The sequence below is a fragment of the Aliifodinibius sp. S!AR15-10 genome (genome assembly GCF_031569985.1).
Lineage (GTDB): Bacteria > Bacteroidota > Rhodothermia > Balneolales > Balneolaceae > JAMQKA01.
Map to the genome: position 1 here is coordinate 24,933 of NZ_JAMQKA010000040.1, position 14,826 is coordinate 39,758.

At 43.1% G+C, this 14,826-nt stretch carries 15 protein-coding genes; 1 reads left to right on the top strand and 14 read right to left on the bottom strand.

All coding sequences use genetic code 11. The features are described 5' to 3' along the window. Positions 1-10: 10 nt before the first annotated feature. From NC796_RS19835 to NC796_RS19885, 12 genes are all read right to left on the bottom strand, one after another. Positions 11-1,477, bottom strand: a complete 1,467-nt coding sequence (locus tag NC796_RS19835; RefSeq protein ID WP_310687037.1) for a lipopolysaccharide biosynthesis protein — start codon at positions 1,475-1,477, stop codon at positions 11-13. A 30-nt stretch (positions 1,478-1,507) separates the two neighbouring features. After that, on the bottom strand, positions 1,508-2,467 hold the full coding sequence (locus tag NC796_RS19840) for a GDP-mannose 4,6-dehydratase (protein WP_310687038.1): 960 nt from the start codon (positions 2,465-2,467) through the stop codon (positions 1,508-1,510). A gap of 20 nt (positions 2,468-2,487) precedes the next feature. Further along, a complete protein-coding gene (locus tag NC796_RS19845) occupies positions 2,488-3,471 on the bottom strand; it encodes a UDP-glucuronic acid decarboxylase family protein (protein ID WP_310687040.1) in 984 nt (327 codons plus the stop codon). Positions 3,472-3,520: 49 nt separating this feature from the next. Next, entirely contained in the window at positions 3,521-4,870 is a 1,350-nt protein-coding gene (locus NC796_RS19850) for a UDP-glucose/GDP-mannose dehydrogenase family protein (RefSeq protein ID WP_310687042.1), read from the bottom strand. 37 nt (positions 4,871-4,907) lie between these two features. Further along, positions 4,908-5,978: a GDP-mannose 4,6-dehydratase gene (gmd, locus tag NC796_RS19855; RefSeq protein WP_310687046.1), complete on the bottom strand. Its 1,071-nt coding sequence runs from the start codon at positions 5,976-5,978 to the stop codon at positions 4,908-4,910. A 102-nt stretch (positions 5,979-6,080) separates the two neighbouring features. Beyond that, positions 6,081-6,449, bottom strand: a complete 369-nt coding sequence (locus NC796_RS19860; RefSeq protein ID WP_310687053.1) for a four helix bundle protein — start codon at positions 6,447-6,449, stop codon at positions 6,081-6,083. A gap of 143 nt (positions 6,450-6,592) precedes the next feature. Then, positions 6,593-7,552, bottom strand: coding sequence for a GDP-L-fucose synthase (locus tag NC796_RS19865; RefSeq protein ID WP_310687055.1), 960 nt, complete (start codon positions 7,550-7,552; stop codon positions 6,593-6,595). A 65-nt stretch (positions 7,553-7,617) separates the two neighbouring features. Continuing rightward, entirely contained in the window at positions 7,618-8,064 is a 447-nt protein-coding gene (locus tag NC796_RS19870) for a hypothetical protein (protein ID WP_310687057.1), read from the bottom strand. 478 nt (positions 8,065-8,542) lie between these two features. Then, entirely contained in the window at positions 8,543-8,716 is a 174-nt protein-coding gene (locus NC796_RS19875) for a hypothetical protein (RefSeq protein ID WP_310687058.1), read from the bottom strand. 171 nt (positions 8,717-8,887) lie between these two features. Continuing rightward, on the bottom strand, positions 8,888-9,112 hold the full coding sequence (locus NC796_RS19880; RefSeq protein ID WP_310687096.1) for a type II toxin-antitoxin system MqsA family antitoxin: 225 nt from the start codon (positions 9,110-9,112) through the stop codon (positions 8,888-8,890). A gap of 125 nt (positions 9,113-9,237) precedes the next feature. Continuing rightward, positions 9,238-9,405: a DUF4258 domain-containing protein gene (locus NC796_RS26880; RefSeq protein ID WP_409070398.1), complete on the bottom strand. Its 168-nt coding sequence runs from the start codon at positions 9,403-9,405 to the stop codon at positions 9,238-9,240. A gap of 1,883 nt (positions 9,406-11,288) precedes the next feature. Further along, positions 11,289-11,504: a hypothetical protein gene (locus NC796_RS19885; protein ID WP_310687060.1), complete on the bottom strand. Its 216-nt coding sequence runs from the start codon at positions 11,502-11,504 to the stop codon at positions 11,289-11,291. 1,098 nt (positions 11,505-12,602) lie between these two features. On the opposite strand from NC796_RS19885, the gene NC796_RS19890 reads away from it, so the two are divergent. Beyond that, positions 12,603-13,025 (top strand): hypothetical protein, encoded by a 423-nt coding sequence (locus NC796_RS19890; RefSeq protein ID WP_310687061.1) that lies wholly within the window; start codon positions 12,603-12,605, stop codon positions 13,023-13,025. 679 nt (positions 13,026-13,704) lie between these two features. On the opposite strand, the gene NC796_RS19895 is transcribed toward NC796_RS19890, so the two are convergent. Together NC796_RS19895 and NC796_RS19900 are read right to left on the bottom strand one after the other, a co-directional pair. Next, complete coding sequence (locus NC796_RS19895; RefSeq protein WP_310687063.1) at positions 13,705-14,184, bottom strand: nucleotidyltransferase; 480 nt, start codon at positions 14,182-14,184, stop codon at positions 13,705-13,707. Further along, a complete protein-coding gene (locus NC796_RS19900; protein ID WP_310687066.1) occupies positions 14,181-14,360 on the bottom strand; it encodes a hypothetical protein in 180 nt (59 codons plus the stop codon). Before NC796_RS19900 ends, NC796_RS19895 begins: the two co-directional genes overlap by 4 nt. Positions 14,361-14,826 lie beyond the last annotated feature (466 nt).

The following is a 14,826-nucleotide window of genomic DNA, read 5'->3' on the forward strand; positions in this document are numbered from 1 at the left end:
TCTTATTTTTTTACGTTATTAAAGGGATTTTTACACCTAATTTCTTAAATAAACTTATTAAAATTGTCCTTCCTGTGATCTTTTCAATGACTACCAAAGTCGTTATATAAACTCCAAAACCTAATGATACAGTAACAATAACATTTAATATCCCATTGTATTCAAAGAAGAAAGCTGATAATATTAATGTTACAACTGTTAAAACTAATCCTGATACAAGTGCAGGCCATAAACTAAAAATAACTGATGCTACACCATGAAATTTTCTTCTATATAAAAGCATGTAATAGATGAATAGAGATATTGTTGAAAGGACATATGCTAAAGAAACATATATTAATCCTGCTTCATATAAACTACAAAAGAATAGACCTAACAATAATGTTACTGCACGTAAAGCTTCTACTCGAAAAACATTGGAAGTAAATCCTATAGCCTTAAATAAAGAAGCTGTTGAAGCACCAAGACCTCTAAAGAAGGCTCCAACAGCTATAATTGGTAGAATGGGTATAATCTCTGTCCATTTCTCTCCTAAAACAATTAAGATTAGCTCATTATTTAACAATATTAACCATATTATTAAAGGCATCAGGAATATTGAAATTGCTGCAAAAGTTTTTTTATAGTTTTTTTGTAATAACTCTGTATTATGTTGCAATTCGGCATAACTAGACTGAACAACCTTACCAATTTGCTTAGCTATTTCTGTAGTTGGTAAATTAGCAACAAAATAAGCCATTTGATAAACTCCTAAAGCGCTAGTACCTATAATTTTGCCAACAAATATATTATCTGCTTGTAAAGAAATATAACTTACTACACCAGCACCCAATAACCAGACCCCATATTTAAAAAGTCCTTTTGCCTTTTGCCAATTGAATGAAATCTTAGGTCGATAAGGATGAAAGTAAAATGAAGTTATCAACATTACAGCCTCCCCAGCAACATTGCCCCAAACTAACGCCCAGACATCTTGCCATAAAAAAGCCAAGATTACTGTGACTATAAAGTTTGTCATAACACCTGTAAACAAGAAAATAGACTCATTCCGAAAATCCATCTCCTTACGAAATAAGACAACTCCTATACTTCTAAATCCTTTAAGAACTTGTGTTAAAGCAAGTACCTGAACAATTGGCACAACACGGGGCTCATTGAAGAATACTGCAATTGTTGGAGCTCCTATATATACAATTAAGCCAATTAAAGCTCCACGAAGAACTTGTATCCAATAGCTTGTATGCAAATACCCTTCAATTTTTTCTTGTATATGAATCAGGGCATCATCAAAACCAGTTCTCGTAAGAACTTCAAAAGCAAGAAGCATAAGAGAGGCAATCCCGAAAAGACCAAAATCTTCTGGAAATAGTAAGCGGGCAAGGATTATCTGTTTGACAGCCCCAAATGCCTTTTGTATAACTCTAAAAACAGATACCCAAAAAGAACCGCCTATAATCTTACTGGCTAAATTAGACATTAGCTAATAGCGTAATTATATGGGTTCTTTTTAATTTATAGAAGTGTTCTGATACCACTGTACAAATTTTTTCAATCCTTTATACAAATTATAATTAGGATTATACCCTAGTAACTCTCTCGCTTTGCTCACATCCGCCCATGTCTGCTCCACATCGCCCGGTACTTCCGGAGCGTGGGTTTTATTATCCGCTTCAATACCAGAAGCCTCTTCAATCGCTTCCACCAGTTCTAAGAGCTGCACCGTCCGGTTATTGCCGAGGTTGATGATTTCATACATGCTGTCGGTGTAGTCAATAGCGGCCATTACCCCGTCAATGATATCATCAATATAGGTGTAATCGCGCCGGCTGCTGCCGTCACCGTACAAGGTAATCTGTTCTCCGTTGCTCATTAAACGCAGGAATTTGTGAATAGCCAGGTCCGGCCGCTGACGCGGTCCGTACACCGTAAAGAAGCGCAGGGCCAGGAACTGCATGTCGTACAGTTCACTATACACATGCCCCATCAGTTCCCCGTTCACTTTTGTACTGGCATAGGGACTGATCGGCTTCAGCACATGATCATCTTCCGACCACGGCACATTTTCATTGGTACCATACACACTGCTAGATGAGGCAAAGATAAACTGTTTGACATCCCGCTCCTTGGCAAATTCCAGTATGTTCTGTGTTCCCATCACGTTTACTTCCTGGAACCCAACTGGATCTTTCACCGAGGGACGCACCCCTGCCTTTGCGGCCAGATGTACAATTACATCAATATCTTCGGTAATCTTATCACGGAAAGTATCAAGATTCCGGATATCTTCTTCCACCAACCGATACTTGTTATTCATCCGATGGCTGTTGATATTGTTTTCTTTAATAGAGCGGTTGTAATAGGGATCAAAGTTATCGATGCAAATTACTCTATCTCCATTTTCGAGAAGTCGATCTACTAAGTGGCTTCCTATAAATCCTGCGCCCCCTGTAACAATAACTTTTCTCATAATCTATACTTCAAGAATCATTAACTAATATTTGTATGTCCTACTCTTTTAACCTTCTCCAAAAAGTACTCTAAAATTTTTTGGAGTCCTTGTTTCCTATCAATAATTGGTTCCCAGTCCAAAACCTTTTTTGCCCGACTTATATCCGGCTGTCGGACCTGAGGATCGTCCTTCGGCAATTCTTCGAAGACAATCTCACTGTCAGATTCGGTTAATTCAATAATTTCTTTGGCAAACTCCAAGATCGTAACCTCTTCGGGATTCCCAATATTTATAGGTTCAATATAATCGGAATGCGACAAGCACCAGATCCCTTCAACAAGATCATCCACATACATAAAGGAACGGGTTTGTGATCCGTCTCCGTACACCGTCAGCGGATTACCATTCAGAGCCTGACGCATAAAGGTCGGCAAGGCCCGTCCATCGTTCAATCGCATTCGTGAGCCATAGGTATTGAAGATTCGGACTATACGGGTATCCACTCCATGATACCGGTGATAGCCCATGGTCATGGCTTCTGCAAAGCGTTTGGCCTCATCATAAACTCCACGATCTCCTATGGGATTTACATTTCCCCAATAATCTTCTGCCTGGGGATGTACCAATGGGTCTCCATAAACTTCACTGGTGGAGGCAAGTAAAAAACGCGCTCCCTTGGCTTTGGCCAAGCCAAGGGCTTTATGGGTGCCGAGTGAACCAACCTTTAATGTTTGTATTGGCATCTCAAGGTAGTCTATCGGGGAGGCCGGTGAGGCAAAGTGGAGAATCAGGTCCACCTCCCCTCCCACGTGGATATAGTTGGTGACGTCGTGCTTGATAAAGCTAAAGTCCTCGTTGCCGATCAGGTGCGCGATGTTATCGGCACTGCCGGTACTCAGGTTGTCCATGCAGATCACTTCGTACCCTTCCTGCAGGTAGCGGTCACATAGGTGAGAACCGAGGAACCCGGCGCCGCCGGTGATTAAGATACGAGGCTTTGTTTGTTTACGAGCTTTATTCATTGGTACTGTTTAAATGTTGAGTTGTTGAGGCGTTGAATTGTTGAACCGTTTACACAGCCTCTAATTCTTTTGCTTCAATTACAGGCCGCCCGACACTAATATAGGTGATGCCGGCATTGCGGGCGCGGTCCAGGTCGTAGAGGTTGCGGCCGTCGAAGATGACCGGCTGTTTCATCTCGTCTTTGAAGTGGTCGACCGTGGGGCGGCGGAACTCGTTCCACTCGGTGCAGATGATCAGCGCATCGATGTCATCAAGGGCGTCCTTCTGATCGTGGACGAAGGTGGTAGCATCAAGCACCCGCTGGGTGGTGGCCCGCTTGAAGGTGCCGATCGCTTCCGGGTCGTAGGCGATCAGCCGGGCGCCCTGCTTTACGAGTTCATCTGCTACATACAGGGCCGGGGCCTCCCGGATGTCGTCGGTCTCGGGCTTGAAGGAGAGTCCCCACACCCCGAAGGTCTTGCCGGAGAAATCGTTGGTCCCGTAGTAGGCCTCCATCTTGCGTACGATGGAGAGTTTCTGCGACTCGTTGACCTTCATGACCGAGTCCAGGATCTTGAAGTCGTAGCCGTTTTGGGCGGCGGTGTAGTGGATCGCCTGCACGTCTTTGGGGAAGCAGCTGCCCCCGTAGCCGATGCCGGCAAACAGGAACCGCTTGCCGATGCGCGAGTCGGTGCCGATGCCGCGGCGCACGTTGTCCACGTTGGCCCCTACGCGCTCGCAGATATTGGCAATCTCGTTCATAAAGGTGATCTTGGTCGCCAGCATGGCGTTGGCGGCGTACTTGGTCAGCTCAGAGCTGCGCTCGTCCATCACGATGATCGGGTTGCCGGAGCGCACAAACGGCTCGTAGAGGGTGGTCATAATCTCGGCGGCCCGCTCGGAGCCGGTCCCGATGACCACGCGCTCGGGCTTCATGAAGTCTTCCACGGCCGCCCCCTCGCGCAGGAACTCGGGGTTGGAGACCACGTCAAACAGTTCCGGGTCGGCGTGCTCGGCAATCGCCTCCCGCACGCGGTCGGCGGTCCCCACCGGCACGGTCGACTTGTTGACGATGACCGTATAGTCGGTGAGCATCCCGCCCAGCTGCCCGGCGACCTTCATCACGGCCGAGAGGTCGGCCTGGCCGTCGCCGCCCGGAGGGGTCGGCAGGCAGAGGAATACGATATCGGCACCGGTCACCGCTTCAGCCATGTCGGTGGTAAAGTGCAGGCGGTTCTCCCTGATGGAGCGGTCAAAGATCGCTTCCAGGCCGGGCTCGTAGATCGGGACGTTGCCTTCCCGAAGGGTTTTTACTTTCTTCTCGTCGATATCTACGCATGTCACGTTATTCCCGGAATCGGCGAAGCAGGTGCCGCTGACCAGCCCTACATACCCGGTGCCTATTATTGCTATGTTCATATCGTAGTTATAGTATTATTTTGATTTTAAAATTATATTAACTGGCAGGTTGCTTTTCACCTTTTATCTTCTTCAAATCTTTCTCGACCATATCCTTGACCAAATCATCAATACTATAATCGAAGGTCCACCCCATCTTTTCTTTAGCTTTAGAGGGATCACCTAATAGAATATCTACTTCCGTAGGCCGGAAATACTGTGGATCTACTTCAACAATCTGTTTACCATTATTTTTATTTATGCCCACTTCATTCACGCCTTCACCCTGCCATTCAATCTCGATATCCAGGCACTTCAAGGCTGAAGTACAAAATTCTCGCACTGTTGTTGTTTCACCAGTGGCCAACACAAAATCCTCCGGCTCCTCCTGTTGCATCATGAGCCACATGCCACGTACATAATCTTTGGCATGGCCCCAGTCGCGCTTGGCATTGAGGTTGCCCAGAAATAATTTTTCCTGCTGGCCTTCTGCGATCCGAACAGCCGCACGTGTAATCTTACGTGTTACGAATGTTTCACCCCGCCGCGGTGATTCATGATTAAAAAGGATACCATTTACCGCATACATGTCATACGCTTCACGGTAGTTTTTGGTAATCCAGTAGGCGTAGAGTTTTGCTGCCGCATAGGGTGAGCGCGGGTAAAATGGGGTATCTTCGTTTTGAGGCGTCTCTACCACTTTTCCATAAAGCTCAGAAGTAGACGCCTGGTAAAATTTTGTCTTCTTTTCCAGTCCCAGGATTCGGATAGCTTCAAGTATCCTCAGCACCCCAAGGGCATCAACATCCGCGGTATATTCCGGGGCCTCAAACGAAACCTGCACATGGCTCTGGGCTGCCAAATTATAAATCTCGTCCGGCTGAGTTTCCTGGATGATTCGAATCAGGTTGGTGGAGTCGGTTAGGTCTCCATAGTGCAAGTAAAACGGAAGACCTTTAAAGTGGGGATCGTGGTAGAGGTGGTCTACCCGGTCGGTGTTAAACTGGCTGGCACGACGCTTTATGCCGTGGACTTCATAGCCTTTGTCGAGTAGTAGTTCTGCCAGGTATGATCCGTCCTGGCCTGTTATTCCAGTGATTAGGGCAACCTTGTTTTTAGTAGCAGTCAAAGTACAGTTATTTAGTCGTTATAAATTTCAAAGTTAGTAATAAGCTGAAAGTTGAAAGCTCAAAGCTGAAAGTAAAAACTTTGAGCTTTCAGCTTGGGACTTTCAACTTTTCTTTATTGCGTTGATTAATCCTTTAGTCATGGAGGCTATTTCGAGTGCCTCGTTTTCGAGTTTTTCAAAATCTTCATTAGTAATCCAATTTCGCTTATGAAATATGGTTGCCAAAGTTATCGTCTCATATAATGAGCCCCTGGCGATATATAAATACTGAATAAATTCCTTTTTAGACCTTCTGCCTTTTCCTTCAGCTATATTCATCGAAACCGACGTACAAGCTGACTCGAATTGTTCTACCAGTCTAAAATGATTCTGTGGAGTATCCAGATTCTCAGATAAGGAAATGGCAAAATCAGCAAATTCGATAGCTCTTTCCCAAACCTTTAAATCTTTAAAAGCAAAATCTGTGTTCATAGAAGCTGAAAGCTCAAAGTTTCAAGCTGAAAGTAATTAAAAATTGACCTGTCAGTAGTTTTATGATATCAAATCCTTTTTACGCATTTTGCTAAAAGTTGAATGCTAAATGTTGAAAGAGTTATGCTTTGAGCTTGGGGCTTTCAGCTTTCAACTTTCAGCTCTTTTATCTCGTCTAAATTCTCTTTAAACCACTCATAAGTAGCCTTTATACCATCTTTCAGCTCGATGTTATAGGTCCAGCCGGCTTTGTTCATACGGCTTACGTCCATCAGCTTTCTTGGCGTGCCGTCGGGTTTGGAGGTATCCCAGTTGATATCTCCTTCATGGCCGACTATATCCTGTATAAGCAGGGCCAGGTCTTTAACCGTAATATCCTTTCCTGTGCCTACATTGTAGAGATCATATTCCATCTCATTATTAAGAGTAAAGAACACGGCATTTGCTACATCATCGACATGTAAAAATTCACGCATGGGCGATCCCGTGCCCCAGAGGGGGACAGGGCTATGCCTGTTTTCTTTGGCTTCATGAAATTTACGTATCATGGCCGGCAGCACGTGAGAGGTCTTCAGATCAAAGTTATCGTTGGGGCCGTACAGGTTGGTAGGCATCAGTGAAACATAATCACGATCATATTGTCTCCGCAAAGCGTCCACCATCTTCACCCCTGCAATTTTGGCGATGGCATACCACTGGTTGGTCGGTTCCAGTGGGCCGGTCAAGAGTGCGTCTTCGCTCATCGGCTGGTCGGCGTGCTTGGGATAGATACAGGAGCTGCCCAGGAAAACCAGTTTATCAACTTCATGTTCATGAGAGGCCGCAATAATGTTGTTTTGTATCTCAAGATTTTCGTACAGGAACTGCCAGGGATATTCATCATTTGCCAATATCCCCCCTACCCTTGCGGCTGCATCGACAACTATATCTGGTTTTTCTTTTTGGAAAAACTGACGTACGGCCTGCTGGTTGCGAAGATCCAGTTCGGAACTGGTGCGCAAAACTAAATTCTCATATCCCTCTTGCTCGAATTTACGCTTAACAGCTGAGCCTACCATGCCACGATGGCCGGCGATGTAGATTTTGGTATCTTTTTGTAACATGTAAGGAGTACTTAGAAATGTCTTTACAAAGACGCATTCGATGCGTCTCTACAGATTAGAATTATCTATCTCAATCGCTCAATGATAAGGAACCCTGTGGCAATACTGGACAAGACCGGCGCCACAACCCGTACATAATCTACGAATGAGGGTCTCCTCTTGACCTGCAGTGCAACCACCTGGTTGTTCTTCAAATCAAACTCGCGCATTCCATCCGGCAGCGGCTCGTTAAAACGGTACCTGAAATTTTGAACCTCTTCCATACCGGTCACATCATTATACTCAGAAATATTTACCTCTACCCGCAGTTTCGACCAGTCGAGTCTGGTTTGATCATCGCTTATCGTTTGAGGGCCAAAAGCATAAGAAATCAATTCAGGAAGTGATGTATTTCGTGGCACCAAATAACGACCGGAACTTCCTACGTCCCCCCATACATTAAGCGTATCAGCAAGCTGTCCGGGTTCGGCAACTCGTATAATTCGATCCGCCATACGAAACTGTTGACTCATGTTCAGTTGACGCCCTGAATCTTGCGCATGACTTTGAGATGGAGAAACAAAGAGGGAAAAGACTAAGACTAAGGTTGAGGTTGAGACTAAGGTTAAGGCCTTGGTCAGCTGGAGTGCTGTAATGGACGCTGACAGCTTTTGTAAAAAGTTGGAGATCATGTTGTAGTGTATTGCGTGTGCGAGGCTAAGGATGTTTAAAGTGTTAGGTCGAAGGACAAGAAGTCTTAAGGTCGAAGGTCTTTAAGGTCTAAGGTCAAAAGTCTGAAAGTCGAAGGTCGTTTGTTGTTGAAGGTTGCAGGTTGCAGGTTTAACTGCTAAACGTTTAAACGCTTCAACAGCTCAACGAAGTTTTTAGGGATAACTGAGCAACTCGATTTCTGTAATGCAAGAAACCCAAATATGCTGCCCTTTCAGCACTTTTTTGGAAAGCTCCAACCCATTAAAAAAATTAACTAACAAGGAAGTGTCAGCAACGATGTTATTTCCACTCATTCCGTACTTCTTTTTGGTATGTCAATCCATCGATATCAAAAGAGACTTTCCCGAAGTACCGATCAAGCTTTATTTTATCCTTGTGTTTGCGATTCAACACCTTATGAATTGCTTCACATATGGCTTTATCTGAATCATTTTTATGTATTGTTACAGACATATTGCTGATTACTGGATATTAAAGGTTTTTGGGTTACCGAATAATATAGCATAACAGGTACTTATATTCAGGGGTCTATATTTATTTTAAGGTTGAAGGTTAAATGTTAAACGATTTATCTGCTAAACGATTCAATGGTTCAACGTCTAAACTTCTCAACGATTCAACGAATCAAGCTGCGTATTGCAGCACTTCAACTTCTGCATTATTGGCAACAGCTTTTTCCGCGGTATCCATAATTTTTTTTGTAACTGATTCTGTTAATGTGTATTCGCCACAATTTTCGCAGACAGAGGCTGGTACACTTTTAATCACAATGATACTATTGCCCCTTTGCAGGGTCACGGTCACCTTGCCATCTTTCATTTTTCCGGATTTACAAATTGTACATTCCATTGAACTCACAAATTTTTTCTTGTTTTAAAATCATCTTCCCAAATATCTGGTGATGGTTCGTAAGCTGTAATTATGATACAGGTTTTTGAGCTTGCATCAACAGCAACTACAACATGTATCGGTCGTTAATTGATAATATACAACATCAAATAACTTGGATACGGTCGATCATCGGGATATGATGCTATCTTTTTTCCATGCTTAACCACTGTCTTCACATTTTCTATAGATATAACCCGCGTAAACATTTGCTCAATGGCATGCCTTGTAAAATCAAACTTTTCACAATTCACTTATTAACGCTCTAACAGTTGAAAATTATGAATGACAGAGATTGCTTGTTTTTGTGTTTTGGATCAAGGGTGTATTTGTTGAATTTTTTTACGCTTCAACAGCTAAACGATTCAACGCCTAAACGTCTCAACGGTTCAACATTTCAAAGACTAACTTTTCAACGGATCAACGGAGTTAAGTTTTAGTGTAAAAGATCAAAAAGTTTTAAAATCAAAGTTCTTGTTGAGGTCTTAAGGCGTTTATGTATTGAGAAATTGAAGCCAGGTTTAAACTTCTCAATGTTTCAACGATTAAACATTTCAACGATCATTACGCCCCTCAAAAGCCTCATTTCGATTAAGTGGCTAAGTGTAACGCCTGACAGGGATTAAATCAAGTTGTGAGTGATTATAACTTTAAGAAAATTTTAATGTTCCGAGGTGATTGTTCTTTTTTAGTGATAAAAGGAATAGATGCATTGGTGTGAGGTCTAATTATCTGATTGGAGTCTTAATATCATTTGGGGTGTCCATTTTTTTAGCGATAAAAAAATAGACGAAAAAAATCGCCGGCTGGGGATTTATTCCCCTGGCTGCACTTTGCTTCGGCTAAAAGAAATCTAGATTTTCACATCTCCCGTCTTTTCTTAGCATTTAAATTTTCAGCATTTACTGGTTTTAAATTATTTACAGGAGCAGGATTTCTTTCTTAACGCCTCTGCTTCGTTTGCCCGGACGGGTCATAAATCGCTAGGCCGGAAGTTTCGATTTTGAATTTAAAATGAAGAATGAGTGAAAATTAAGTTTAGTCCCCCTTTTGGCAATTCATTGGTAAATATCACAATGTGGTGTCGGAAGGGGGCATGGGGGATGACCAGCATTGCTGTTTTTCTCTGCTTAGACTTCAGGTTTCACAGCACGAGAAGAAAACCGAAGCATTAATGTTTGATGAGGGCCTGGCAAGATATGCATGCGTTCCCCTCCATGCAGCGGCGCTTTTTCCACTGGAGGGAGGGGTTCAGGGGTGGGTCATCAAAGCAGCGTAATCGAATAAGGCTCCTGGTTGACAATTTGTATGTGTGTTCTTTTTAAAGATAAAAGGAATGGCTGAATTCGGATTGGGAGGTCTAATTATCTGATTGGAGTCTTTTTCCCGTTGTAGTGTTCATTTTTTCGATGAGGAAAATCCGCCAGGAGTCGGACTGGAACTGTCCACCAAAAAACTCACTGGGGAATTGAAGATATTGCTCTTACCGAGTATTTTTACAACGGATTGCTTTTAAACGTCAGGGGCTACTTCCCCTGTACGTGGCGCAATTCCCCAGACCCCGTTCCCCATTCATAAAAAAACAGTAAAAATAAAAGCATTCTGTTTGAAGATGGGCTGAGAAAAAAACAGGCGGGCCTTGGACCTTAGACTTTCTGACATTTGACCTACCCAAAATGGTTTCTTCACGCTTCGGTTCCGGGCACTTTGCTCAACAAAAATTTCGTAGGGCGGAAAGGGTAAACTCGCAACAAATCCAGAGCAGAATTACTTTCTTTTAACGCCTATCCGTTTTCGCCCCCGGGCGGTTCATGAATCTGAGGCCGGAGAAGATAAAATTATGAATTAATAAATGGCTCCAAAGAAAGTCCCCTTTAGGGGATTTAGGGGTGCCCTTGTCCTTGAAAGATCTCTCCCTCCGCAGGCTGCGGTCGAGATGACGGGGTTGATGGGTGTGGCTTTTCTTCTTGGAGAGCGGGCAGTAATCAACAATCTATGCAAACTCTATAACGTCATTTCGACTGCCAAGGAGAAATCTTTCCTGAAAAGGGCTCCGTTTTGAATTTGACCATGAAATGGGATACTGCCTGAATATGCTTTTGGGAAGCATTGACGAGTATGGAACCGGGATAAAGCTTTATTTCAGATTAGCGACGTTGTTTCTGTTTTTGCCCTTCTCCGAGGAAGATCTCTCCCTGCGCAGGCTGCGGTCGAGATGACGGGTTTGGGGGATGGGGCTTTTGTACCTGGATAGCGGTCCGTAATCAACAACCAGGCCCCTACACGTAAGCGTCATTTCGAGCGTCAGGGAGAAATCTTCCTCGATAAAGGCTTTATCTTTGATAATAAACATAAGCCCATGGCATGGATACGAGACCTTTTTGACGTTGCCTCCCGCAGCAGCGCTGCGGGTTACATTTGTTTGCTCTTTTCCCTGGGAAGATCTCTCTTCCGAATGCCTTCGGGATCGAGATGACTGGTTGTGGATAGAGGCATAATGTTCAGGAGCGGGCCGAAAGTGACAACCAACATTCAACCTATAACCTTCAACAGTTCAACATTTCAACAACTCAACATTTCAACGCTGGGAGACCTCTCAAGGGGTGTAACAGGGCTGTTCAGGTGGTGATGAGGGCTGTTTACCTCCTAAAAGGGGCTCTCAACCAGTCAAGAAGATCGCCTTTCCGAGCAAATGGATCGCTTTTGTTGATAATGAGGTCACAATTGTCGTTTCCGAGGACTCTTGATCGACTTTTTAGTTCTCTTTTGTCGTCCTGGAGAACTAGTTATCCACAAATTGGAACTGGTTTTCCACAATTATCTCTTCAATTCCGAAAAAAGCGGCCTCATTTATCGAAAACGTAAGCTTCTTGCTAAAAAAAGTGGGCATGTTATTAACAAAAGTGATCCTCCTGCAAGATAATCAGAGGTGATTATCCCCTAAACAGGGCTTATTACAGCCTATGGAGCCTTGATATCAAATATGATTAATTATATAATAGAATTTATATTTAATTGACCTGTAGATGTACAGTACAGTGTCAATTTATATATCATATTGTAGAAACTACTTTATTATCTCGTAAAAAAATATTTAGTTTCTATTGGCAGAGCGTAAATCATGGAGAACTACTTGAGAGGTATCCTCTCATTATCTGAAAATATTTGTATATGAGAATTATGAGAACGTGTTTAGCGGTTGAAAGCCTAATTATCAGGTCTGGGAACGCTTATTTGACAAATACAACGCAGTTATGCCTTATCCATAGGGCAGTAACTAATTCCCGTGCAAGTGGTAGGCACGATCCAGGGGCAAGGTCACCTCAGTTCATATTCTAACCGGTAAAAGTAATTATGTAAATCATGACAGAAGACTATTCTGAATCACAGGGGGAACCGGACACCGTGTGATTCCTACTAATAAGTCCGGGTAAAGTAAAGGAGCCAATTTATGGCTTATAATAAGAGAAACATTTCAGACGCATATGATAAGTTATCATACCGTCTGGAAGCGTTAAAGACGATTGAACCTGAATTCGATTTCAACAATGGGCTGGAAGTGGAACAGCTTGAGCAGCTGGCGGATAACCTGCTGGATACGCTCAATGACTACAATTCCGCTTTGATGGATGCGGACGACCTTCGTTCATCCATTGAAGCCCTGGAAAAGCAGGCCCAGGATGTCTCCGAGCGCTTGTTGGCTATGGTTCTGGCCAAGTATGGACGCGACTCTATGGAATACCGCAGGGTCGGCGGAACGCAGAAAAGCCAGATCGATCCCACGGGTACTCGTCCCATAACGTTTGATCCGGAATTAGAAAATGGGTCAACGAGTGGCGGCGATGGCTCGGATTCGGGTTCGGGTTCGACATAAAGAAAGGCTCTTAGAAGTTAATCTAAGAGCCCCTATCTCAAAAGCGACCTTGGTTAGAGCCCGGGTCGCTTTTTTATCTGTAAATATCCGGATGAGGACGTTTTACTTCGTGAGTCTAACAATAACGTTCGGTATTATCCTTTTGGGTCGGATGGTCATAATCCTGGCTTAGTGTAACGATCCTCTTTGAGCTTCTTTGGTTGAATGTCCTTCTATATCCTATATCTATCTGCTACTATTATAAATAGTATAAATATGGATAGAATTACAAATAGGTGTCTATTTTTTTAGCGATAAAAAAATAGACGAAAAAAATCGCCGGCGGGGATTTATTCCCCTGGCTGCACTTCGCTTTGGCTAAAAGAAATCTAGATTTTCACATCCTCCGTCTTTTCTTAGCATTCAAATTTTCAGCATTTACTGGTTTTAAATTAATACTGGAGCAGGATTTCTTTCTTAACGCCTGCGCTTCGTTTGCCCGGGCGGGTCATAAATCAAGGCCGGAAAAAAGAATCAGAATTCACAAATAAAGTCTTGGAAAAGCTTTTGTGCCGACCTTCAGACCTTTGACTTTCTATCCTTTGACCTATCGTAACGCTTCGGTTCCGGTCACTTTACTCAACAAAAATTTCGAAGGGCGGAAACTGGAACAATTAGGGCTCATTAAAAACCCAACACATCATTCTTTAATTTGCCTCAGATACTCCAAGTCATCCTGATCTTTACTTCGGCCAACCTTTTCTTTGTTAATCAATAAATGTGAAAGGCCAATAATAAAGATGGGTACCGATTCGCCATTAATTTGGACCTGCTCCCTCTTTTTATCTTCCCATGCATTATCAAACTTTACGCCTTCAATTGAATTCAACAGATCTATTCTGTTTGGTGGCGTCCCAAATTGTATGACATATCCAAGATTACCCAACTCCTCTTGGTCTGTTATTCCGGGTATATCTCCGTTCCAAAATTCCAACAAGGCTTCAAAAAGAGCCTTAATATTACCGGAACTATTCAAGTAAAAGAAATCAACATCCCCTGTTAACCGAGGGTAGCCATAATAAATGACAGCCTCTCCACCTACTATCATATATTTTACTTGGTATTTATGAAGAAGAAACAGAAACTCCTGTGTATCAGCTGAAAAATGATCGGCTTTCATTCCTCTCCTTCATGTTTGTGGTAGGCCCTTATGTCGATCGTTTTTTCGCCATATACTCGCTTTTTTAACACTGCTGCAACCTCTTGTCGCTGCTCATGGGTCATCTCCAAAGCTTGGTGGATATCCCATTTCCGTGCTTCATCTTGATTCTTAGCTATATGTACTATACGCTCCATATCAAATTCAACAAGGTTTGAATTTTAGATTTCAATTTAGTTGTTAACCTATACTTTTCCAATTTTTGGGGTTGCTAAGGCTGGTGTAATGGTAGAGCTCTCTCCCTAACAGTTCAATGGCACCAAAGAAAGTCCCCTTTAGAGCCTGTCCATGAGATCAGGATTCTAATTAATTATCATTTTGGAGTCTTATTCCCGTTGTGATGTTCATTTTTTCATTGAAGAAAAAACGAACCAAAAAATTCCCCGCCAGATGAAATTTTTGTTGCGTTTCCTCCTCCCGAAAGCTTTCGGGAAAAACCATTTAAACTCGATCCGAAAATACACGGATCTCAGACAAAAATGGTTTCTACACGCTTCGGTTCCGGGCACTTTGCTCAACAAAAATTTCGAAGGGCGGATACTGGAATTTTGAATTGTTAATAATGGCTCCACAGAAAGTCCCCTTTAGGGGATTTAGGGGTGC

Excerpts from the sequence above, each read along its gene's own strand:
- NC796_RS19870 (WP_310687057.1), bottom strand. The coding sequence starts at position 8,064 with ATGAGTCAACAGTTTCGTATGGCGGATCGAATTATACGAGTTGCCGAA.
- NC796_RS19845 (WP_310687040.1), bottom strand. The coding sequence starts at position 3,471 with ATGAATAAAGCTCGTAAACAAACAAAGCCTCGTATCTTAATCACCGGC.
- NC796_RS19860 (WP_310687053.1), bottom strand. The coding sequence starts at position 6,449 with ATGAACACAGATTTTGCTTTTAAAGATTTAAAGGTTTGGGAAAGAGCT.
- NC796_RS19890 (WP_310687061.1), top strand. The coding sequence starts at position 12,603 with ATGGCTTATAATAAGAGAAACATTTCAGACGCATATGATAAGTTATCA.
- NC796_RS19880 (WP_310687096.1), bottom strand. The coding sequence starts at position 9,112 with ATGGAATGTACAATTTGTAAATCCGGAAAAATGAAAGATGGCAAGGTG.
- NC796_RS19875 (WP_310687058.1), bottom strand. The coding sequence starts at position 8,716 with ATGTCTGTAACAATACATAAAAATGATTCAGATAAAGCCATATGTGAA.
- NC796_RS19895 (WP_310687063.1), bottom strand. The coding sequence starts at position 14,184 with ATGAAAGCCGATCATTTTTCAGCTGATACACAGGAGTTTCTGTTTCTT.
- NC796_RS19885 (WP_310687060.1), bottom strand. The coding sequence starts at position 11,504 with ATGTTTATTATCAAAGATAAAGCCTTTATCGAGGAAGATTTCTCCCTG.
- NC796_RS19865 (WP_310687055.1), bottom strand. The coding sequence starts at position 7,552 with ATGTTACAAAAAGATACCAAAATCTACATCGCCGGCCATCGTGGCATG.
- NC796_RS19900 (WP_310687066.1), bottom strand. The coding sequence starts at position 14,360 with ATGGAGCGTATAGTACATATAGCTAAGAATCAAGATGAAGCACGGAAA.
- NC796_RS19840 (WP_310687038.1), bottom strand. The coding sequence starts at position 2,467 with ATGAGAAAAGTTATTGTTACAGGGGGCGCAGGATTTATAGGAAGCCAC.
- NC796_RS19835 (WP_310687037.1), bottom strand. The coding sequence starts at position 1,477 with ATGTCTAATTTAGCCAGTAAGATTATAGGCGGTTCTTTTTGGGTATCT.
- NC796_RS19850 (WP_310687042.1), bottom strand. The coding sequence starts at position 4,870 with ATGAACATAGCAATAATAGGCACCGGGTATGTAGGGCTGGTCAGCGGC.